We start from the raw sequence: 19,644 nt of genomic DNA on the forward strand, positions 1-19,644 counted from the left end.
GATCCTTGTTTTAATCATGCTGCATGAGCGACAGGTGATTTTATTTTATATTTAAGTGAGTCGTTTTTTTAGTCGCATTAGCCGCAGTATCTTCTATCACCTTGCGGCGCACATAGAAAAATATATACACAGCCATGCTTAAAACAAACAAGATAGTAAATAGACTCAATAAACCAATGTCAGAAGTAAACAGCGCTTGTAGTGGTGTGTTTTCCATCTTGATCTCCTTGCTTTTATATAGACCTAATATAAAAGAAGAATGGGGGATGAGGATTTGATTTGTATCAAGGTATGTAGGTGTATTGCGTAAATACGTGGTATTTATAAATTTTACCTGATTATGCCCCTTGCTCAAATAAGACCATGTAGTTCATGTAAATGTCGGGTCATTCTATTTCTATTCGCAGTTGGCTTCTGTTCTAAGTCAGAGATCTTCTGCACGATCTGATTCAATCACTTTCAGCCAAGACACCCACATTGTCCTTTAGTTTGTTCACCCCATATCGTGAAAAGCAGCGATACAAGCCAGCCCGAGAAGCATGAGGGTTGATGAATTCCTGGGTATTGACCAGCATGTCATCCAGGGGCAGTAAGAGCAGTCGACGCAATTCAACGACGATGATTTCTTGCGCAGGTGTCAGCGTGGTGTGCAAAGTATGCGGGCGATGTGAGCGATCCTGCGTTTCGGTACGCGATTTCCACTTCCTAGCCGTTGCCTTAGCAGCCTGTCGGACTTAAGACTGATCTACTACGGAAAAGCCGGATTTGGCCATATTTCACGCATTTTCTCGTTGAATAGCCAGCTATTCGCCTCAAAAACCCGCGAAATCAGTCTCAAGCCGGTCTTTCCCTCGCTACGATCGCTTAAGTCCGACAGGTTGCTAGGGTCTATTGACGTTTCATTCACGGCTGCGTTTGGCCCAGCTTTGGGGCTAAACCCGAAGGGCTGAGCCGGAAAATGGCCATTCACTGCGTTATGCTTCTCAACAATAACCCGTTATTGCCTTCGTCACATACCTTGTGTCTGGCCGTTTTCCGACTCAGCGCAATGGCGAATGAAACGTCAACAGGCCCTAGCTTTCTTATCTATTTTCTTCATGATGTAAATAGATGAATTATGCTTTAAACCCATATTTACTTATTCTACCGCCCTAATTTTAAGTAATTAGTCGCGGAAATTTTGGTATTGCAGTGGGAAGTCAGTAATTGATTTTCTCATAAGAGCAATAACTTCTTGCAAAATATCACGCTTGGCACCCGTTACGCGTACTGCGTCACCTTGAATGGCGGTTTGAACTTTTAATTTTTCATCTTTAATCAATTTAATGATTTTTTTAGCTAAATCTTGATCAATGCCTGCTTTAATCTTCATTTCCATTTTTACTTTATTGCCAGATATTTTTTGCACATCGCCACTTTCAAGGCGTTTGCTACTATCGGCTTCTTTTTTTTCTAGCGCTGGAAATAAGATATCTTTAATTTGATCAAGCTGAGCATTGGAATCACCGTGTAAAGTGATTGTCTCGTCTTTTTCGTTTAACTCGACCTTGGCGCTGGTGCCTTTAAAATCAAAGCGATTATTGATCACACGATCAACTGCATCGATGGCGTTTTTGAGGGCAACCATATCGAGTTCGGAGCTAATATCGAAAGAAGGCATATTGCTTCCCTTTAAAGTAAATAGTTAATAAATATAATTAAGAAAAATGACAAACATAATGCAGTGTTTCTAGTGTTTCAATTACAAAGCTGGAGTTCGCTGGCACATTAAAGCTTTGGCCGGCAGTATAGGCGGTGCTATTTGCTTCTCCTGCCAGTTTAACTTGGCAGTGACCAGCAACAACTTCCATTATTTCTGCCGCAGCGGTATTAAAAACCAGCTTGGATGGCAGAATCACGCCAATGGTTTTTTTCTCACCACTGGCTAAAATAAGGGTGTGAGAAACACATAGGCCATCAAAGTAAACATTGCCCTGCTTCAGAACAGATACATTATCAAATTGAGACATTATAACTCCATTACTTTTGAATGATTTCAGTCAGTACTGTTTTAACAATAAACCCGAATACGCCAAAGCCTAGTGTAAAAAATAAAACCAGCGAGCCATACTTGCCGGCTTTAGAATCTGCAGCCAAGCGGTAGATAATAAAGCCCATATAGATAATGAGGGCGGTACAAAGGATGGACACTGATAATGTGGTGAATGTTTCCTCCGATATGTTTTTCAGCGCCTCTAGCATGCTGGTTTCCTTTTACGCACAAAGCCGGCAGCTGCCGGCTTTGTTTATTTATTGACGATTAGGTGTAACTTGCGAATTTAATTACGTAACTTCGCGGCAATTCGCATACGTAATGCATTCAGTTTAATAAAGCCTGCAGCATCTGCTTGATTATAAGCACCGCCATCATCTTCAAAGGTGGCAATATTGGCATCAAACAGCGATTCTTTAGAATCACGGCCCACTACAATTACATTGCCTTTATAGAGTTTGAGCCGAACCCAACCATTAACATGAGCTTGGCTGGCATCAATCATGGTTTGCAGCATCAGGCGCTCTGGTGCCCACCAGTAACCGTTATAAATGAGGCTGGCGTATTTTGGCATCAGCTCATCTTTGAGGTGAGCCACTTCGCGGTCTAGGCAGATGGATTCAATGGCGCGGTGTGCCTTGAGCATAATCGTGCCGCCAGGGGTTTCGTAACAGCCACGGCTTTTCATACCAACAAAACGGTTTTCAACCAGATCTAGACGGCCAATGCCATGCTTGCCACCTACTTTATTTAATGCAGCCAGCACGCTGGCAGGGCTCATTTTTACACCATCGATGCCGACGATATCGCCGTTTTCGTATTCAAGCTCTACGTACTCAGCTGCATCTGGTGCCTGCTCTGGGCTAACCGACCATAGCCACATATCTTCTTCTGGCTCGGCGGCTGGGTTTTCCAGCATTTGGCCTTCGTAAGAGATATGCAGCAGATTGGCATCCATAGAGTAAGGGCTGCCGCCGTTCTTTTTCTTGGCGATATCCATACCGTGTTTTTCGGCGTAATCCAGCAGTTTTTCACGGCTGTTTAAATCCCATTCACGCCATGGTGCAATCACTTTGATGTCTGGGCGTAGTGCGTAATAACCTAGCTCGAAGCGGACTTGATCATTGCCCTTGCCGGTTGCGCCGTGGCTTACGGCATCTGCGCCGGTTAAATTAGCAATCTCAATTTGACGCTTGGCAATCAGTGGGCGGGCAATCGAGGTGCCCAGCAGGTATTCACCTTCGTAAACCGTATTGGCGCGAAACATTGGGAATACAAAGTCACGCACAAATTCTTCGCGCAAATCATCAATAAAAATGTTTTCTGGTTTAATGCCAAATTGCACTGCTTTTTGGCGGGCAGGTTCTAGTTCTTCACCCTGGCCCAAGTCTGCGGTAAAGGTTACCACTTCACATTGATAGGTATCTTGCAACCACTTCAAAATCACCGAGGTATCGAGGCCACCGGAGTAGGCAAGTACTGCTTTTTTTACATCAGACATGTAGGAACTCCAAGGGGGAGGAAAGGCAATGGATTAGCTAGAGAGCGCAAGTCGCAGACCAAAACTGATGAAAAGTACACCAGTTAGGCGAGCGAGCCAACGGCCCAACCACTGTTTGCCTGCTAGTCGCCTAGAAAGGCCAGCACCAGCAAAGATTAAAAAGGTCAGATAAGCCAAACTTACGGCTTGAACGATCATGCCAAGGATTGCAAAAGTCAGTGGAACGCGATCATAAGTCGGATCCACAAACTGGGGGAAGAATGCCATAAAAAACAAAATGGCTTTCACATTAACCAGAGAAATAGATAACGCCTGCTTATAAATATGGCTAGACGGTATATTTACTGGGGTATCACTCGCTGTTTGCGGTTTAGCAAGCAGCATTTTTATGCCCATCCACGATAAATACGCGGTACCTGCATAGCGAACCCAGTTAAATGCTTCAGGATGAGTACGCATTAATGAAGCAACGCCTACGCTGGCTAGTAGCATTAAAATTAGATCACCCGTCACAATGCCAGCTGCCGCAGCATAACCCGCGCGCACGCCTTGCTTGGCTGCTACGGATAAAGCAAAAATGGAATTTGGGCCCGGTAATAAAATAATAAAAACAGTGCCTAGAAGGTAGCTCGTTAAATCGGTAATGCCAAACATTTAAGTACTCATACAAAAGTGATCAGATTGTTGCTAAGTTTATTTCTCCTCGCTCCCACTAGAGATTACGTAAAAAGAAGCGTAATCCTAGATGGCAGAGCTAGAAATAGCGTGAAAATAAGCTATTTCTACGGTTTTTGAGTATTTAGCCCTCTACTTTACCGAGTAATAGATATTCAATCACTGCTTTTTGCGTATGCATGCGATTTTCTGCTTCATCCCATACTACTGATTGTGGGCCATCGATCACTTCAGGGTCTACTTCTTCGCCTCGGTGTGCGGGTAAGCAGTGCATAAACATTGCATTTGCCTTGGCTTGTAACATGACTTTTTCGCTTACGCGGTAGTGTAAAAAGTCTTTTCGGCGTTGCAGTGTTTCGCGCTCAAATCCCATTGAAGTGCAAACGTCGGTGGTCACGATATCGGCATCGCGTGCGGCTTGGTATGGGTCGTAGAATGTTTCGAAATGCTCGATACCATATTTCTGCCCGTCTAAAACTGTCATCTCGTAACCGCGAGGACAGGCTTGGTTGAGTTTAAAGTTGAAGATTTTCGCCGCTTGCAGCCAAGTGCGGGAGATATTATTGCTATCGCCAATCCAAGCTACAGTTTTGCCTTCGATCGAGCCGTTTTTTTCGATATAAGTAAAAATATCAGCCAAAATTTGGCAAGGATGATATTCATTGGTTAGCCCGTTAATCACAGGGACTAAAGAATTATCAGCAAAGCGCTCGACAATACTTTGCTCAAAAGTGCGCACCATGACGATATTGGTCATGCGGCTAATCACTTTTGCCACATCTTCGATCGGCTCGCCACGGCCTAGCTGGGTGTCTTTAGATTGCAAAAACATCGCATGGCCGCCGAATTGGGCCATGCCAGCTTCAAAAGAAACGCGGGTTCGAGTGGATGATTTTTCAAAAATCATGGCCAAGACTTTGCCGATTAGCGGTTGGTATAGCTCGCCCGCGGCCAGTTTGGCTTTAAGGATGGCGGCGCGTTTGAATAGATATTCGTATTCTTCGCGGGTGAAATCGGTGAATTGCAGATAATGGCGCATAGGGCACAGTCCGTACGGGCTGCCAAATTAAGAGCGTGATCGAGTTCTGTTAATACAACGTGCCTGAGCGTCATCTGCATTATTTGAGCGGTGCGGATAGCTGCTACAAAAAATACTTACAGCTTTTCGGCCGCGCATTATGATTTTTGGAGTTCATCAAAAAACGATCATTCTTAAAATGGATCTAGCCACTTTGAGAAAAAACAACCATTATTCAACCGTTTGCAGGTGGCTGGCAAGCTTTGTCAGTGTGTCGGGTGTTTACGTAGTAACTTGTACGGAGAATAGACTAAGAATTTCTAAGGCGGCAATTTGCCCTTGGATGGTATAATCTGAAAGATATTCAATCCGCCACGCTGTTTTTCAAATGATCTGTAATCCATACGAAATCATTATTCAGGGCATTACCAGTAATGGCCGTGAATTCCGACCTAGCGATTGGGCAGAGCGCTTGTCAGGTATTTTATGTACCTTTGGCGCCGACCAAAAGCTTTCTTACGCCCCTTTTGTACGTCCAATGATGCACGAAAACGTGCGCTGCGTAGCCGTAGATAAACAGCTTGAAAAAGTGGACCCACGCGTTTTTGACTTTATCATGACTTTTGCACGTGATAATGATTTACGCATCGTGGATTGCCGCTCTTTATTGAGCGAGCATTACGCCGACAAACCAGCAGAATAAGCGTATTGTCTATTTTCCCAGCAGTGACACTACTGTTGGGGGCCGCTTTGTTTGGTAAATCTGCTTAGCCTCTCTTTTTTATCTGCTCTCACTCTGCATGTTTTACTCCCTTTGTTTGTGTAATGGCGTTTGCTAATGTCTAGTGCTGTCATTTTTCTAAAGTGCGCAGATTTTGACTTGTTGCATTGCACAAGTTACGTCTATGCTGAGTTTGTTGTGCCTGCTAGCTGCAGCCGTTTCCAATTGATCGATAAGGTGTGCATATGAGACTCAAAGACAAAGTAACTATTATCACGGGTTCTGCCAGCGGTATTGGCCAAGCCACCGCCATTAAGTTTGCAGCAGAAGGCGCTAAAGTGGTGGTTTGCGATGTAAATCAAAGCGGTATTGACGCAGTGGTGTCTAGCTTGGTACAAAGCGGCGCTGTAGCGGTGGGCTATGTGGTTGATGTCACCAATAAAACCCAGATCGCTGAAATGGTGGCGGCGGTGAAGGCGCAATTTGGACGCATTGATGTGCTGGTGAATAACGCAGGGATTGTGCAAGACGCACAGTTGATCAAAATGACTGAAGATCAGTTTGATCGCGTGATCGATATCAATCTGAAGGGCGTATATAACTGTGCTCGCGCCGTGGTTGACACCATGGTGGAGCAGGGCAGTGGTGTGATTTTGAACGCTTCATCGGTGGTAGGTGTATATGGCAATTTTGGCCAGACCAATTATGCTGCGGCTAAATTTGGGGTGATTGGCTTTGTAAAAACGTGGGCTAAAGAGCTGGGTAAAAAAGGCATACGTGCCAATGCAGTGTGCCCTGGCTTTGTAGCAACGCCGATCCTAAAAGCCATGCCAGAAAAAGTCATCCAAGATATGGAAGCACGCGTGCCAATGAAGCGCATGGCTAGGCCAGAAGAAATTGCCAATGTGTATGCGTTTTTAGCCAGCGATGAAGCTAGCTATATCAACGGCGCAGCGATTGAAGTGACGGGTGGATTGACGTTGTAAGTTTGTACCCTCTAAATTCTGTAGACACGGAGAGTACAGAGTGTGTAAGGAGAGAACACGGAGAAAACCAAATGTTTAGTTTTCTCCGTGTCCTTCGTTTTGCTCTGTGCCTACAGAATTTTTGATTTACCCCAGCGTTTTCCCACTGAGCTTTTTAACCACCATCATCAGCTCATCAATCGCCGCATCTCCTTCCCCATCTTTAATTGCTTGTGCTACGCAGCCATGAGCATGGTTTTCTAATAGCTGCATGGCGACTGAATCCATGGCTGATTTAATCGCCGAGATTTGCGTTAACACATCCACGCAGTATCTATCTTCATCGACCATCTTAATCACGCCACGCACTTGGCCTTCGATGCGATTGAGCCGAGATAGCAGCTTTTGCTTGCCCGGCTGAATTACTTTTGGCCCTTCATCTGGGGTGCAGCAATCAGACAAGCTCAAAGCCTGCTCCTTCAATGGCTTCACTCAAGGTAGCGAGCGAAGTAAGCGCCGCATTGTGATCTACTTTAGCGATGCCGCTTTCTAAATCAATCGCCACATGGCTAACGCCGGGCAGGGCGCTTAAAGCGCTAGTTAAAGATCGCACGCAACCCATACAAGTCATGCCTTCGATTTTAAGAGTGCTGTGTTCCATTTTTTTACTCCTTTCTATGCATAAAAAATTAGGTAGGGCGGGTTAGGCCGCTCTTGGTGCTGATTAGGGGGCTGATCTCTTTGCGGTGGGTACGTGGACAATAAACCGTTCTCAGCCTTTCAATTGCCTAGCCCACCCTGCGAGGGCTGACTGGCGCTAGATTTTTCCTCTGAAACCCCTTCGCTTTTCCATCGCCTTAGCAGCAATGAATTACTCACTACCGAAACTGAACTCAGCGCCATCGCAGCTCCCGCCAATACAGGGTTAAGCAGGCCGATGGCCGCCAGTGGTATGCCCAGCGTGTTATAGAAAAACGCGAAGAATAAATTCTGGCGGATTTTGCTGATGGTGGCGCGGGATAGGGCAATCGCGTCGCTCACCGCTAGTAAGTCGTTATGCAATAGGGTGATGTCAGCCGCTTCAATCGCCACATCGCTACCTGCACCCATCGCAAAGCTTACTGCTGCAACGGCGAGTGCAGGGGCGTCGTTTACGCCGTCACCGACCATAGCGACGACCTTGTTTTGCTGTTGAATAAACGCAGCCTTGTCTTGTGGGTGCATTAAGGCTTGGTACTGGCTGACGCCGCTGGCCTTGGCAATGGCGGTTGCGGTGGCTGGCTGATCACCCGTAAGCATCACCACTTCAATGCCCATCTCGTGCAAGCGTTTGACGGCTTCGACTGAGCTGGCTCGAAGTGTGTCGGCAAGTGCTAACTGCCCTAGCAGAACACCATTTTTGGCGATACTGACCAAAGTATGCGGCTGAGTGTTTTTCTCAGGCATTTCGCCTGCCCAGCTTGGGATGCCGACTTTGATTTCACTGCCATCGTCCAGCTTGCCCATCACGCCTTGCCCCGGTACAGCGACAAAGTCACTGATAGGCAAGAGTGGCAGGGTGTTTGCAGCCAAAATGGCGTGGGCTAGCGGGTGTTCTGAGCCTTGCTCTAGGCTGGCAGCTAACTGAAGCAAGCCCTCTTTAGATAGCTCGCTCTGTAAGCTGATAATCTCTACCACCTTGGCCTGCCCTGTGGTCAGCGTGCCCGTTTTATCCACCACCAGCATTTCAATCTTGCCTGCATGCTCTAGCGCCGTGGCATTCCTAAATAAAATACCCTGCTGCGCTGCACGCCCTATGCCGACTGAGATTGCGGTTGGTGTGGCCAGCCCCAGTGCGCAAGGGCAGGCGATGACCAGGACGGCAACGGCGTGGATCAGCGCGGTAACGGCGCTATCCCAGTACCAAAAGTTGCCCAAAAAGGTCAGTACGGCAATCGCCGCTACGATGGGCACAAAGACGCCGGAGATCTGGTCGGCAAGGCGCTGGATAGGTGCTTTAGAGCCTTGGGCATGGGCCACCAGCCGCACAATTTCTGCTAGCTGGGTTTTGCTGCCCACGCTGCTGGCGCGGATTTTGAGCATCCCGCTGCTGTTTTTAGTGGCGGCAAATACTTTGCTGTCTATGTTTTTTTCGACCGGCAAGCTCTCTCCTGTCAACATACTTTCATTGACCGCTGCTTGGCCTTCAATGACCACGCCATCTACGGGAATCACTTCACCGTGACGCACAATCACGATATCGCCTAACTGGAGTTGGCCAATGGCGACGTCGATAAGTCCTTCTGCCGTTTCTACCCTGGCTGTTTTAGGCTGCAGCTTCAAAAGCTCACTAATCGCCCCTGATGTTTTCTTTTTAGCGCGGCTTTCTAGCCATTTGCCTGTCAATACCAGCGTAATAATCATCGCGCTGGCTTCAAAATAAACGTGTTGCTCGTGGATGCCCAGCAGGGTCACGACGGCTGATAGCCCATAAGCCATGCTTGTGCCCAGTGCCACCAGCACATCCATATTCGCTCCACCATTTTTCAGTGCAAAAAACGCGCCGCGATAAAAGCGCCAGCCCAAAATAAACTGCACCGGCGTAGCCAGCAGCATTTGCAGCCAGCGTGGTAGTAGCTCGGCGTGCTCAAGGCTAAACATGCTGGCCATCAGCGGCAGGCTAAGCAGCGCGGCAATCAGCAGTGGCCAGCGCTCGTCTTTCTCTGCCGCAGCAGGCGTGCTGGCTAGCTCGGCCGTAAATCCCGCGCGGCTAATCGTTGCGATCAGCGATTCAGCCGTAATGGCCTTATCGCTGCTGCGGATATGCGCGGTTTCAGTCGCAAAATTCACCTCGGCGGCCACGCCAGTTTGGCGATTAAGGATTTTCTCAATCCGCGCAGCACACGCTGCGCAGGTCATACCACCAAGACGAAGTTGGATTTCTGAAGTCATTTTGCCCTCCTGTTTGAAATGATAATATACCCATGTAGGGTATATTGGAAGGGTTTTTAGGGAGAGGACAAAATAGTGCGTTCCGTGAGTGCTTACTTAACTGATGTTACGCAGCCAAACCCAAATCTTGAACCCGCGATGCTACAGAGAACACGGAGTTTCACGGAGAAAGACAAGGCTTGAGTTAAGTTGTTTTGTAGGTTTTAAGTATTTTAAAACCCCAGTACTTAAGGTTCGTATCGCAGCGAGTGGCACGGGGCTTAAATCTCCCCTTGAAACACGCAAGCTCCGAACAAGCGGGGCGGGGGATCGCTTGGGAGCAAGGCAGCGAGCCAATCCCGCCCGCCGCCGACTCGATTGGACCGCAGCAGGGGCCTTCGTGTTATTGGTGTTGTGGCTTGGCTTCGTTTCTTGGCCACACAAAAATCATATAGTTCGCGGGATGCCCGCACCAAAATAAACGTGCCGAATGCACTAAAAAGAGGATCGCTGCGTAACATCAGTTACTTAAAAGAAGCTTAGTGAATGATGGCTTCTGCTATGTAGCGGTAAAGTACTTTCAGACACCAATATCGGTTTTTTTGCTGCCATTTCTTGTTCGTAAATGATCGGTGGTTTGTACCTTGGGCGGAGTAAAATTGCATGTTTTACCCCATTCTTTCGACCTGAACAGTCATTTGTATCGGGTTTGACCCGTATACTTAGTGGCCTAATCGGCAGGCAGAGACTGGCCCACCGCGGCCGGTCAGCAGCAATATTGTGGTCTGCCCTAGATTGATTGCGTGCTCGGACAAAAATCAGCAATTTACCCTAAGTCAGTTTTCAATCAGCGCCAACAGTATTGTAGGAATCGGAAACATGAAAGCTTACACACTCAACGCATTTGCGAAGACCAGTCAAGGCGGCAATCCAGCCGGAGTCGTCTTCGATGCCGACACTTTGACTGAATCGCAAATGCATGAAATTGCCAGAATCATCGGCTTCAGCGAAACAGCCTTTGTGATGAAATCCAGTGTCGCGGACTTCAAAGTGCGTTTTTTTACGCCAACAGATGAAGTGGATCTTTGTGGTCATGCCACGATAGCAACGTTCTATGCTTTGGCGAAGTTGGGATTCGTGCTGCCCGGCCAGTACATGCAGGAAACCAAAGCTGGGTTGATGAAAGTCGTTGTAGCCGATGATTTGTCGATCCTGATGGATCAGCAAGCCCCAAGTTTTTTTGACGTTTTAGAACCTGCTGATATTGCAGCTTCCCTGAATCTGAATGTAGATGAACTTATGGCGGGCATGCCCATACAGATAGTGAGCACCGGCATCCGAGATATTATGGTGCCGGTCAAGTCCTTGAAAATCCTTCACGAAATGAAGCCGGATTTTGACCGAGTTGCCGACATTAGCAGGCAGCGGAACGTCGTGGGCTTTCACGTATTCACACTAGAGACTTTGAACGAAGGGATGGCCCACTGCAGAAACTTGGCACCACTTTATGGCATTCCAGAGGAATCCGCGACAGGGACGTCTAACGGGGCTCTTGCTTCGTATCTGTTTCAGCAGGGGCTAGTTAACGCTTTACAAGCAAAAAAACTCATCATGGAGCAGGGCTATTCGATGGAAATGCCTTCAGAGATCGTGGTGTCTTTGACAACTAATGGAAATACCATTTTGCAGGTGAAGGTTGGAGGCAAGGCTTTGAATTTGACTGAGCGGGAGATTGAACTGTCCTGCTCCAAATAAAAGATAAACTGAAAACGATAGCCGGCGCGAGACTTGCAGGAGAAGGGGAGCCCCCCCTTGGAGAACAAGATGCCGGTGATCAAGTGCGGAGCTAACGTAACCGGCCGACGAAGTAACCTTGCTAGTAGTAGGTCTGCAGAAAAATAGCGATGGGAAAGCACATACTTGAGTTACGTCCAGTACCGCATTTACTCAGAAGAGCGTTGAACAAGATTCGTGAGCCACTTCCTCGCCGAGCTACCAGAGGATCGACGATGCCAGCCAACCACGACGTCGAAAGTTCCCATCTCAGAATCAAATGATAGGATGTTGAGATGACTTGAACGCGCCAGGGCAGATGGAACGAATGCTACAACGTCATTGAATTCGAGAAAAGGGATTAGGGACGTATAACAAGGAAGTACCGCAGTGACTTGTCGGGAGACCGAGTGTTTATGTAAGAAGGATTCCACATTATCCACAAGGTGGGATGCACCATTTGCAAACCCAATATGTGAGTGGTTTTGGAGGTCGCCAACAGTACGAATGGAGGATGATATAAGTGAGTTTTTACCCACAACCCACGAATACTGTTCTTTCTTTAGGTGCGCTTTAACTACACCTGCACTGACGAACTCGGAGAACCCAATAAGTATATCTGCATCTCCACTTGCCAAGCTTGCCTCATGAGTTTGTGGATCGAAATCTTTCACATGCAGCCTCACGCTAGGTGCTTCAAGCGCAATCAAGCTTGAGAGACGTGGGATGATCGTTAACTGAGCATACTCATTTGCTATCAGCCGGAACGTCGCCGTAGAGGTAGTGGCATCAAAAGAGCTATCGTTGAACAGACCATCAACGTCCAGCAATATTTTTTCGAATTTTGCTGCCAAGCCCAAAGCGAAGTCCGTTGGCTTCAGCCCACTACTCTGCCTGAGAAACAACTCATGAGGAAAAGCTTCTCGGAGACGCTTGAGATACCCGCTAATAGCCTGCTGCGACACGCCTGTTTCCTCGGCCACCTTGGACACATTGCCCACCCTTACCAGCTGAAGGAAGATCCGCATGTGCTTCAGATCGAATTTATCCATCATGAAAAGTTGTATCTCATACAATTTTATTATGATTTTAATTGTATCATGGCTAGTTTAGTATGAGGTCACAAACTTCATTACTAGGAATTTTCCATGAAAACTGTAATTCTTATTGGCGCAAACGGTAAAATGGGTCAAGCGGCGTTGACTGGGCTTGGTAAACACCGCGTTATTACTGCTAGCCGCAGCGGAGAGGGTGTCGATTACAAGGTCGACATTACCGACAAAAACTCCATTCAAGAGCTGTACAAAAAAGTTGGTAGCTTCAATGCTGTGGTAAATACAGTCGGCGTCTGTGAGTACGCTCCGTTTGAATCTATGACCAGCGAGCAGTGGGATACCACTATTCAAAGCAAACTGGTTGGTCAGATCAACTTGGTGAGCGTTGGCTTGCAATATATCGAGGACGGCGGCTCGTTCACCCTGATCTCGGGCATCTTGAATATGAAGCCGATTCCGTTCGCTATCGCTGATGCCACCACCAGCGGAGCTATTGACACCTTCGTAAAATGTGTCGCCCATGAGCTGCCGCGCGGTATTCGCATCAACGTTGTGAACCCAACCGTTCTGGAAGAAGCATGGCACGTCTACGGTGAAATGATGCCAGGCTTCCAACCGGTACCAAGTGTATTGGTGGGTAAAGCGTTTGAACGTTCTGTTGACGGCTTCATCAGCGGGGAGGTTATCTTCGTAGACGCGTAAGTTGCTAAAAGCGTCAGTCTATATTTATCAGAATGAATCAGAACTCCGCTTCACGAGGCGGGGTTTTGATTCGTAGTTTTTCTGAAATGCTCACTAAACCTTCTCCGATTTCACCTGACTGAGGGGCAGTACACAATGTTTTGATATAAGCAGTTTGTACTGCTTAGCGTGTACCTACAAAGCACAGCTGTATACGGAAGAGGGCGAGCAGCCTTGAATGATGAGGTGGCGTAAATACTGGGTTTTTCTAGGGTTTGCGAACTGTGGCGAACCCCTTAAAACTGCTTTCTACTTTCATTTAAAACCTAGCGTAGGCATTTGCGCGGTTTTCCCTGGTAACTCGTCTTTATCCCATTGCAATAAAAGCCGCCCCCAGCCTATTTGATAGGCAAGCAAATCGCATGTAGATATTTTACTTTCTATTTCGGGCCGCCTTGTATCTTGCTCAGGAATGGTGGCGAGCTCATTAATGAGCTTGGAATAGGCGCTGTCAAAGTTTAGAAGCAGCTCTGCTTTATTGCATGGAAGTGGCATGGCATGTCCTCTGCTAATTAATTTAATGGCATAAATTAAAATACGGCTCAAAATATGTAAATAATCTGGGTATCTGCTCTGGCATATTCAGGTTAACTTGAGCATCCATCATCCCATGCAGAGTGATTATGCTTAGCCGATTCCTCAGTTTTACTCTGGTTTTATCCGTCATGAGTTCGGCGGCTTTCGCTGCCGCCCCGACTCTGCAGCATTTTATTTACATTAATCACCGCGAGGCGGGTGGTGAAAATATTAAGGCGGATAAGGGGCTGCTTGATCCACGCTTTAGTGGTGCGCAAATTGTCTATAAATGGCGGGATCTTGAGCCGACTAAAGACAACTACGATTTTAGCGCCATTAAAGCAGATATCGTCTATTTGAATTCGATGAATAAAAAGCTGTGGATTCAGCTACAAGAAAAGTCATTTTCGCCCCGCCCCAATGTGCCTGCCTATCTTTTGCAAGACCCTATTTATAAGGGCGGCGCGATTAAGCAAAGTATGCTGAGTGCGCCAGAGCGTGATCCTAATAAGCCGGTTACGGATGATGAATACGGTTGGTCGCCCAAAATGTGGGAGCCACCAGTACGTGATCGTTATCAAAAATTAATCCAGCAATTAGGTCGTGAATTTGATGGCAAGATTGCAGGGATTAATTTCAGCGAAAGCTCAATTGATGTTGGCACTGAAAACGCCGATGGCAGTACCACTTTCCCTCAGGATTTCAATCCTAAGGCCTATGTGGATGCGATTGGCGACAATATGCGCGTATTGGCTGGGTCGTTTAAGCAATCCACCGCCATGGTGTATTTAAACTTCCTGCCCGATGAATGGCTGCCAGGTGATGATAAGGGTTATATGCGCGGCTTATTTGCCTTGGCCAAATCGCTAAAAATGGGAATTGGCGGACCAGATTTAATGCCCTACCGCAAAAGCCATATGGCGCAGACCTATGGGTTTTTTAAAGATTATCCTAACAATTTGGTAAAGGGCATGGCGGTGCAAGACGGCAACCTTCGCCAAATTAATCCTAAGACCGGCAAAAAAAATACGGTGGAAGATATTCTGAGTTTTGGTCAAAATTATCTCGGCTTGGATTATATTTTTTGGGTAGAAGACGAGCCTTATTTTACGAATGAGGTACTAAAAAAACTTTAGTATTTTTTTAAATGCAGCTTCTTTGTCTTAATAAAACGTGAGAAAGGAAGCTAAATACAGTTTTACCGCTGCTCATTTTTTATCTGTTATCTGGGAGTTTTAATTCTTTGAGTACCATCCCTTCTGACTTGCTTAGCATCCTGCCTTACCGACAGACTTCCGGGCAGGTGCGGCGGGATATTGCTTTGCTGATGCATCGTGTATGGCCTGATCAGTCTGCTCCCTCTCAGGGCGAAGCCGTGCCAGAGGAGCATGATCCGGAGCTAGATGCGCTTTGCTGCTTTATATACCGGGGCAATCGCCTGCTGAGCTACGCTGCGATCCTGAACTTTACACTTAGCCACGCTGAGCAGACCTTTTCCGTGGCCGCATTGAGCTGTGTGGCAACCGACCCTGCCTATCAAAATCAAGGCCTAAGCAGTTTAGTTGTCAGTGCAGCCACTCGTTGTATTGAAAACAGCCATGCTGATATCGGCTTGTTTACTTGCGATCCACCACTTGCTTCGTTCTACGCCAAAGCAGGCTGGCCAGCGGTTTCTGGCGTGGTAGTGATTGGAAGCCATGATGCGTGCGCATTATCTAGCGCAGAGCTGGGCAAGGTGGTGCTGCTTCGCCTGTTGTCTGAGCATGCACACGACCACGCTGCGGCATTTGCGAATACCACTCTTTCACTGGGGTTGCCGCTGGGGCAGTTTGTCTGATTCTGTAATAAGATGGGCATTGAGCCTTCTCTGAACTTACCCACAGTGCTTGCCCCTAAAAACTCAGAAACCCGTAAAATGCCCGCATTCGCTCTAAACTTTATGCATATTGACTTTTATTGAACTGGATACACCGTGGAATTATTAAATATTAACTGCCTAGGCAAAGCGCTTAGGCTGGAAGGAACGCCAGCGGGCTGGCAGCAGTTGTTTTGGGACAATACCTTAGTTGCAGAAAAAAACGCCTCGGCTGAGCGCGAAGGATTGAGCGCTTTGCAATTTGAGCTATCGGCGGTTAGCCCCGATGGCACCGCAGCAACGACGCGTGTTCGCCTAGAAACAGATCTGCAATGGCAGCCCTTTTTGCTCAAATATCGCCTACTCGTTGATGAGCAAGAGGCGGTACAGGGCCAGCGCAATACACAGGATATCGAGCGGCAAACCCCCGTTGTGCCAATCACTAAAACCAATAAACTGAGCCTGCTTGGCTTGGGTGCTTTGGCGTTGAAACTGCTTAAAAGTGCCAAACTGGTGAAAGTAGCTTTAGCAGGGGCGAGCGTTGCGGCATATTCATGGTTGTTTTCTTTCCAATTTGCAATCGCCTTGATTGCCTGTTTGGTTTTTCATGAATACGGCCATATCAGGGCGATGAAATACTTTGGCATTAAGACCAAGGGCATTTATTTAATCCCCTTTATGGGCGGATTAGCGTTATCAGATGAAAAAATTAATACTCGCTGGCAAGATGTAGTGATTTCAATTATGGGGCCGACCTTTGGCTTATTATTGTCGATTGCATCGTTGGTGATTTATTGGCTAACCGGCTCGATGTTCTTTGCAGGCTTAGCCGCATTTAATGCGCTGCTTAATCTATTTAATCTATTGCCTATCCTGCCGCTTGATGGCGGCCACATTTTAAAAAGCATTAGTTTTTCGATGAATAGTGTGCTGGGCTTAGTGGCCTGTGTGGTAGGTGCTGCCTTCGGCGTATTTATCAGCTACACCCTTGGTTTGGCGTTATTAGGATTTTTATTGCTGATTGGTAGTGTGGAAATCGTCTTTGAATGGCGAGGCCGTCACCAAAGCCATCTATTGCCACTGGATCGCTATGGGCAAATCTTCTCTGCGGTGTGGTATTTAATCACCGTTGGCGCATTGATTGGCATCATCTGGTATTTTGCAGGGCATGGCGATGACATGTTGCGCATGCCTTTGCAGATTTTGAAGAGTTAAGGTGTTGCTTAGTTTGTAATATAAAAAAGCCAGATTTAATGATCTGGCTTTTTAATGGGGAAAAAAGTTTGACTTGTTTCATTAAATACTTCTCGCAGATAAAGCCAGCAGATTCATGTTTAGGCTTCTTGTTTAATAAACCCTACGAAATGCTAATTCAGATTAAGATAAAAGCTGAAGTTGATAGGGGTGGGGTGAAACTCACGTATTTTTCAGCATCGCTCTGGGGGGAAATGGATTTTTAGCAAAGCCTAGAGTGGGGCTTTATTGTTGCCAGAAGGTCGGAAGTAATCTGTGCTGATGACCTCATCAAACCAAGTGTTTACTGTATGGCTACAAATGTATTTTCTTATTACTCCTGGCTCTGGATATTCCATGTGAAAGTTAAATGTTGCAGGCACGCTTGGGTTTTTTCCTCTTTTATTTAGGTAGGAGTGAAAAATTGAAACCGCTTCTTGCTCTGAGTAATGAATAATCAGTGCTTTAAGTACTCCATGTGCATTTTGTTCACTAATTCTATGTGTTGGAATATGCTCATGAAATACCTCTACGAATAGACCATTGTTGTATAGCTCAACGCGAAAGCATTTTTCTTTTTTTCTTAATTTTTTACATATTTTGAAATTGGAATAATTCATGCGAAAGCCTTATAAGTGGTGTAATTATAAAAAATATTTTTTGGGTCTTGATGGAAATGTTAATGAGTATTTTCATGGCACAATATATTCATAAATAAGATGCTTCCTTTCCTAATAACTTAAGCTTAGCATTTTTCTTTTTTTTCGTAGTTGCTTCAGTCTTTTGCTCTATTCTTACATCCCCTATTCTTCTATAAACCCGTAAAATACCCCCCTTTGCCTCAGCCAGATTTACGCCATGTCGATTATTCTTTCTACTTTAAACGCTCGCTACACCCATGCCTCGCTTGGGCTGCGCTATTTGCTGGCCAATATGGGCGATTTGCGGGGGAAGACGCAGTTGGTGGAGTTTGTGATTGGCACCAAAACCACTGAAATAGTCGAGCAATTGCTGGCTAAGCATCCCAAGATTATTGGTTTTGGCGTGTACATCTGGAATGTGGAGGAAACTGAGCGGGTGGTGGCGATGCTGAAACGCGTTGCGCCGCAGATTAAGATTATCCTCGGTGGGCCCGAGGTATCTTATGAAAGCGCTGAGCAAAGTATTGTTCAGCTGGCAGACTATTTAATTACTGGTTGGGGCGAGGTGACTTTGCCTCAGCTTTGTAAGCAAATTTTGAACGGCCCGCAGCCCTTGATGAAAACGCATGTGGGTGTGCAGCCGCCGCTCAATGACTTGGCGCTGCCGTATTCCCTTTATACCGATGAAGATATTGCACACCGCACCCTGTATGTGGAAGCTTCCAGAGGCTGCCCGTTTAAGTGTGAATTCTGTTTGTCGGCGCTGGATAAAACGGCGTGGCCGTTTGATTTGGATGTGTTTTTGGCCGAGATGGAAACACTGTATCAGCGCGGTGCGCGGCTATTCAAATTTGTGGATCGCACGTTTAATCTGAATATCAAATCTAGCTTAAAGATCATGCAGTTCTTTCTGGATAAAATTGCCGCCTACCCAGATGACCCTGTGTTTGCCCATTTTGAAGTTGTGCCCGATCATTTACCCGAGGCCTTAAAAGCAGGCATTAGTCAGTTTCCTGCCGGTGCTTTGCAATTTGAGATTGGTATTCAAAGCTTTAATCCTGAAGTGCAAGCCTTGGTAAGCCGTAAGCAAAATAATGAAAAGGCGGCGGATAATATTTCTTGGCTGATTGAGCATTCGCACGCGCATTTGCATGTGGATTTAATTGCCGGTTTGCCGGGGGAAGATATGGCGAGTTTTGGGCGCGGTTTTGATCAGCTTTACGCCTTGCGCCCGCATGAAATTCAATTTGGTATTTTAAAACGCCTGCGCGGCACGCCAATTATTCGCCATACTAGCGACTTTGGCATGGTGTACGATCCTTACCCGCCTTACACCATTTTGGCCAATGGCCTGATAGATTTTGCCAACATGCAGCGTTTGGTGCGCTTTTCGCGCTATTGGGATTTAGTTGCCAATTCTGGCCGCTTTGCTAACACTTTGCCTGTGCTGCTGGGTGATGCGCCATTTGCGCGTTTTATGGCGTTTAGCGATTGGCTATATGCCAACACCGACGCCACCCACCGCATTGCGCTAGATAGATTAGCTAAAATGGTCGGCGAGTGGTTGGTGTTGCACAGCTTGTCTGAGCTTGCTGCTGCTGAGTTGATTGCATCAGACTATGCAGGTAAATCTAAACGCGGAAAAAGCGGTGCAACCCCTCAGCGGCAAGCCATGCATCTACCCGCCTAAACTCAAACCACGCTACTCAATAAAAGTTAAAAGTAAGGTTCAGTAATCAGGGCAGGGTATAAATCCGAGCAATAGCCTGTGTAATCTGCCACTCAGAATAGATAACCTGTGATTGCAAGGCATAGCTCTTCGGGTTTAGCTCATTTTTGGGGCGGAACGAAAGTTAAAAATCGCTCATGGTACTCGTACCATGTCGCAATTTTCTCCTTGTTCAGCCCCAAAACTGGGCCAAACGCAGCCGTGAATGAAACGTCAACAGACTCTAGCAGCCTGTCGGACTTAGCATCAGTCAGCTGCAAAATCACCTGATCGGCCTAT

General features: G+C 46.7%; 20 protein-coding genes and 2 pseudogenes. 8 read left to right on the forward strand and 14 right to left on the reverse strand.

Translation table 11 applies throughout. The annotated features are described in order from the left end of the window. Positions 1 to 40: 40 nt before the first annotated feature. The 8 genes and pseudogenes from C1H71_RS14830 to argF form a co-directional block, all read right to left on the reverse strand. Positions 41 to 217, reverse strand: a complete 177-nt coding sequence (locus C1H71_RS14830; RefSeq protein WP_130107240.1) for a DUF3149 domain-containing protein — start codon at positions 215 to 217, stop codon at positions 41 to 43. Between the two features lie 268 nt (positions 218 to 485). After that, a pseudogene (locus C1H71_RS21545) lies at positions 486 to 713 on the reverse strand (IS481 family transposase); the annotation flags it as partial. Between the two features lie 452 nt (positions 714 to 1,165). Continuing rightward, positions 1,166 to 1,660, reverse strand: coding sequence for a YajQ family cyclic di-GMP-binding protein (locus C1H71_RS14835; protein WP_130107241.1), 495 nt, complete (start codon positions 1,658 to 1,660; stop codon positions 1,166 to 1,168). A gap of 37 nt (positions 1,661 to 1,697) precedes the next feature. Continuing rightward, a complete protein-coding gene (gene ppnP, locus C1H71_RS14840) occupies positions 1,698 to 2,009 on the reverse strand; it encodes a pyrimidine/purine nucleoside phosphorylase (RefSeq protein WP_130107242.1) in 312 nt (103 codons plus the stop codon). 10 nt (positions 2,010 to 2,019) lie between these two features. Then, entirely contained in the window at positions 2,020 to 2,241 is a 222-nt protein-coding gene (locus C1H71_RS14845) for a DUF2788 domain-containing protein (RefSeq protein WP_130107243.1), read from the reverse strand. 77 nt (positions 2,242 to 2,318) lie between these two features. Continuing rightward, positions 2,319 to 3,533 (reverse strand): argininosuccinate synthase, encoded by a 1,215-nt coding sequence (locus C1H71_RS14850; protein WP_130107244.1) that lies wholly within the window; start codon positions 3,531 to 3,533, stop codon positions 2,319 to 2,321. A gap of 33 nt (positions 3,534 to 3,566) precedes the next feature. Then, positions 3,567 to 4,187 carry a leucine efflux protein LeuE gene (leuE, locus tag C1H71_RS14855; protein WP_130107245.1) on the reverse strand — a complete coding sequence of 207 codons (621 nt, stop codon included), beginning with the start codon at positions 4,185 to 4,187 and terminating at the stop codon, positions 3,567 to 3,569. Positions 4,188 to 4,332: 145 nt separating this feature from the next. Continuing rightward, complete coding sequence (gene argF, locus C1H71_RS14860) at positions 4,333 to 5,247, reverse strand: ornithine carbamoyltransferase (protein WP_188053326.1); 915 nt, start codon at positions 5,245 to 5,247, stop codon at positions 4,333 to 4,335. Between the two features lie 367 nt (positions 5,248 to 5,614). Here argF and C1H71_RS14865 point away from each other — a divergent pair. Both C1H71_RS14865 and fabG read left to right on the forward strand, forming a co-directional pair. Beyond that, positions 5,615 to 5,902 (forward strand): annotated as a pseudogene (locus tag C1H71_RS14865) (DUF3579 domain-containing protein); the annotation flags it as partial. A 290-nt stretch (positions 5,903 to 6,192) separates the two neighbouring features. Then, positions 6,193 to 6,933: a 3-oxoacyl-ACP reductase FabG gene (gene fabG / locus C1H71_RS14870; RefSeq protein WP_130107248.1), complete on the forward strand. Its 741-nt coding sequence runs from the start codon at positions 6,193 to 6,195 to the stop codon at positions 6,931 to 6,933. Positions 6,934 to 7,059: 126 nt separating this feature from the next. On the opposite strand, the gene C1H71_RS14875 is transcribed toward fabG, so the two are convergent. From C1H71_RS14875 to C1H71_RS14885, 3 genes are all read right to left on the reverse strand, one after another. Beyond that, positions 7,060 to 7,380, reverse strand: coding sequence for a metal-sensitive transcriptional regulator (locus C1H71_RS14875; protein WP_130107249.1), 321 nt, complete (start codon positions 7,378 to 7,380; stop codon positions 7,060 to 7,062). Next, on the reverse strand, positions 7,367 to 7,573 hold the full coding sequence (locus tag C1H71_RS14880) for a heavy-metal-associated domain-containing protein (RefSeq protein ID WP_130107250.1): 207 nt from the start codon (positions 7,571 to 7,573) through the stop codon (positions 7,367 to 7,369). The genes C1H71_RS14875 and C1H71_RS14880 overlap by 14 nt, the downstream gene beginning before the upstream one ends. 119 nt (positions 7,574 to 7,692) lie before the next feature. Further along, on the reverse strand, positions 7,693 to 9,843 hold the full coding sequence (locus tag C1H71_RS14885) for a heavy metal translocating P-type ATPase (protein WP_130107251.1): 2,151 nt from the start codon (positions 9,841 to 9,843) through the stop codon (positions 7,693 to 7,695). Positions 9,844 to 10,701: 858 nt separating this feature from the next. Here C1H71_RS14885 and C1H71_RS14890 point away from each other — a divergent pair. Then, complete coding sequence (locus C1H71_RS14890) at positions 10,702 to 11,577, forward strand: PhzF family phenazine biosynthesis protein (RefSeq protein ID WP_130107252.1); 876 nt, start codon at positions 10,702 to 10,704, stop codon at positions 11,575 to 11,577. 188 nt (positions 11,578 to 11,765) lie between these two features. On the opposite strand, the gene C1H71_RS14895 is transcribed toward C1H71_RS14890, so the two are convergent. Next, positions 11,766 to 12,650, reverse strand: coding sequence for a LysR family transcriptional regulator (locus tag C1H71_RS14895; RefSeq protein WP_130107253.1), 885 nt, complete (start codon positions 12,648 to 12,650; stop codon positions 11,766 to 11,768). 93 nt (positions 12,651 to 12,743) lie between these two features. Here C1H71_RS14895 and C1H71_RS14900 point away from each other — a divergent pair, with 93 nt between their 5' ends. Then, positions 12,744 to 13,352 (forward strand): short chain dehydrogenase, encoded by a 609-nt coding sequence (locus C1H71_RS14900; RefSeq protein WP_130107254.1) that lies wholly within the window; start codon positions 12,744 to 12,746, stop codon positions 13,350 to 13,352. Between the two features lie 294 nt (positions 13,353 to 13,646). On the opposite strand, the gene C1H71_RS14905 is transcribed toward C1H71_RS14900, so the two are convergent. Continuing rightward, complete coding sequence (locus tag C1H71_RS14905) at positions 13,647 to 13,886, reverse strand: ClbS/DfsB family four-helix bundle protein (RefSeq protein ID WP_130107255.1); 240 nt, start codon at positions 13,884 to 13,886, stop codon at positions 13,647 to 13,649. 128 nt (positions 13,887 to 14,014) lie between these two features. On the opposite strand from C1H71_RS14905, the gene C1H71_RS14910 reads away from it, so the two are divergent. From C1H71_RS14910 to C1H71_RS14920, 3 genes are all read left to right on the forward strand, one after another. After that, on the forward strand, positions 14,015 to 15,043 hold the full coding sequence (locus C1H71_RS14910) for a hypothetical protein (RefSeq protein WP_130107256.1): 1,029 nt from the start codon (positions 14,015 to 14,017) through the stop codon (positions 15,041 to 15,043). 107 nt (positions 15,044 to 15,150) lie between these two features. Next, complete coding sequence (locus tag C1H71_RS14915) at positions 15,151 to 15,744, forward strand: GNAT family N-acetyltransferase (protein ID WP_223145883.1); 594 nt, start codon at positions 15,151 to 15,153, stop codon at positions 15,742 to 15,744. A 135-nt stretch (positions 15,745 to 15,879) separates the two neighbouring features. After that, on the forward strand, positions 15,880 to 16,977 hold the full coding sequence (locus tag C1H71_RS14920; RefSeq protein WP_130107257.1) for a site-2 protease family protein: 1,098 nt from the start codon (positions 15,880 to 15,882) through the stop codon (positions 16,975 to 16,977). Between the two features lie 251 nt (positions 16,978 to 17,228). On the opposite strand, the gene C1H71_RS14925 is transcribed toward C1H71_RS14920, so the two are convergent. Beyond that, on the reverse strand, positions 17,229 to 17,615 hold the full coding sequence (locus tag C1H71_RS14925) for a hypothetical protein (protein WP_130107258.1): 387 nt from the start codon (positions 17,613 to 17,615) through the stop codon (positions 17,229 to 17,231). Positions 17,616 to 17,853: 238 nt separating this feature from the next. On the opposite strand from C1H71_RS14925, the gene C1H71_RS14930 reads away from it, so the two are divergent. Then, a complete protein-coding gene (locus C1H71_RS14930) occupies positions 17,854 to 19,326 on the forward strand; it encodes a B12-binding domain-containing radical SAM protein (RefSeq protein ID WP_130107259.1) in 1,473 nt (490 codons plus the stop codon). The last annotated feature ends 318 nt before the right edge of the window (positions 19,327 to 19,644 follow it).

This window comes from Iodobacter fluviatilis (assembly GCF_004194535.1).
Classification (GTDB): domain Bacteria; phylum Pseudomonadota; class Gammaproteobacteria; order Burkholderiales; family Chitinibacteraceae; genus Iodobacter; species Iodobacter fluviatilis_A.

Coding starts and splice junctions, on each gene's coding strand:
- C1H71_RS14930 (WP_130107259.1), top strand. CDS start 17,854: ATGTCGATTATTCTTTCTACTTTAAACGCTCGCTACACCCATGCCTCG.
- C1H71_RS14885 (WP_130107251.1), bottom strand. CDS start 9,843: ATGACTTCAGAAATCCAACTTCGTCTTGGTGGTATGACCTGCGCAGCG.
- C1H71_RS14925 (WP_130107258.1), bottom strand. CDS start 17,615: ATGAATTATTCCAATTTCAAAATATGTAAAAAATTAAGAAAAAAAGAA.
- C1H71_RS14910 (WP_130107256.1), top strand. CDS start 14,015: ATGCTTAGCCGATTCCTCAGTTTTACTCTGGTTTTATCCGTCATGAGT.
- C1H71_RS14895 (WP_130107253.1), bottom strand. CDS start 12,650: ATGATGGATAAATTCGATCTGAAGCACATGCGGATCTTCCTTCAGCTG.
- C1H71_RS14830 (WP_130107240.1), bottom strand. CDS start 217: ATGGAAAACACACCACTACAAGCGCTGTTTACTTCTGACATTGGTTTA.
- C1H71_RS14845 (WP_130107243.1), bottom strand. CDS start 2,241: ATGCTAGAGGCGCTGAAAAACATATCGGAGGAAACATTCACCACATTA.
- C1H71_RS14905 (WP_130107255.1), bottom strand. CDS start 13,886: ATGCCACTTCCATGCAATAAAGCAGAGCTGCTTCTAAACTTTGACAGC.
- fabG (WP_130107248.1), top strand. CDS start 6,193: ATGAGACTCAAAGACAAAGTAACTATTATCACGGGTTCTGCCAGCGGT.
- C1H71_RS14850 (WP_130107244.1), bottom strand. CDS start 3,533: ATGTCTGATGTAAAAAAAGCAGTACTTGCCTACTCCGGTGGCCTCGAT.
- argF (WP_188053326.1), bottom strand. CDS start 5,247: ATGCGCCATTATCTGCAATTCACCGATTTCACCCGCGAAGAATACGAA.
- C1H71_RS14900 (WP_130107254.1), top strand. CDS start 12,744: ATGAAAACTGTAATTCTTATTGGCGCAAACGGTAAAATGGGTCAAGCG.
- ppnP (WP_130107242.1), bottom strand. CDS start 2,009: ATGTCTCAATTTGATAATGTATCTGTTCTGAAGCAGGGCAATGTTTAC.
- C1H71_RS14835 (WP_130107241.1), bottom strand. CDS start 1,660: ATGCCTTCTTTCGATATTAGCTCCGAACTCGATATGGTTGCCCTCAAA.
- C1H71_RS14890 (WP_130107252.1), top strand. CDS start 10,702: ATGAAAGCTTACACACTCAACGCATTTGCGAAGACCAGTCAAGGCGGC.
- leuE (WP_130107245.1), bottom strand. CDS start 4,187: ATGTTTGGCATTACCGATTTAACGAGCTACCTTCTAGGCACTGTTTTT.
- C1H71_RS14880 (WP_130107250.1), bottom strand. CDS start 7,573: ATGGAACACAGCACTCTTAAAATCGAAGGCATGACTTGTATGGGTTGC.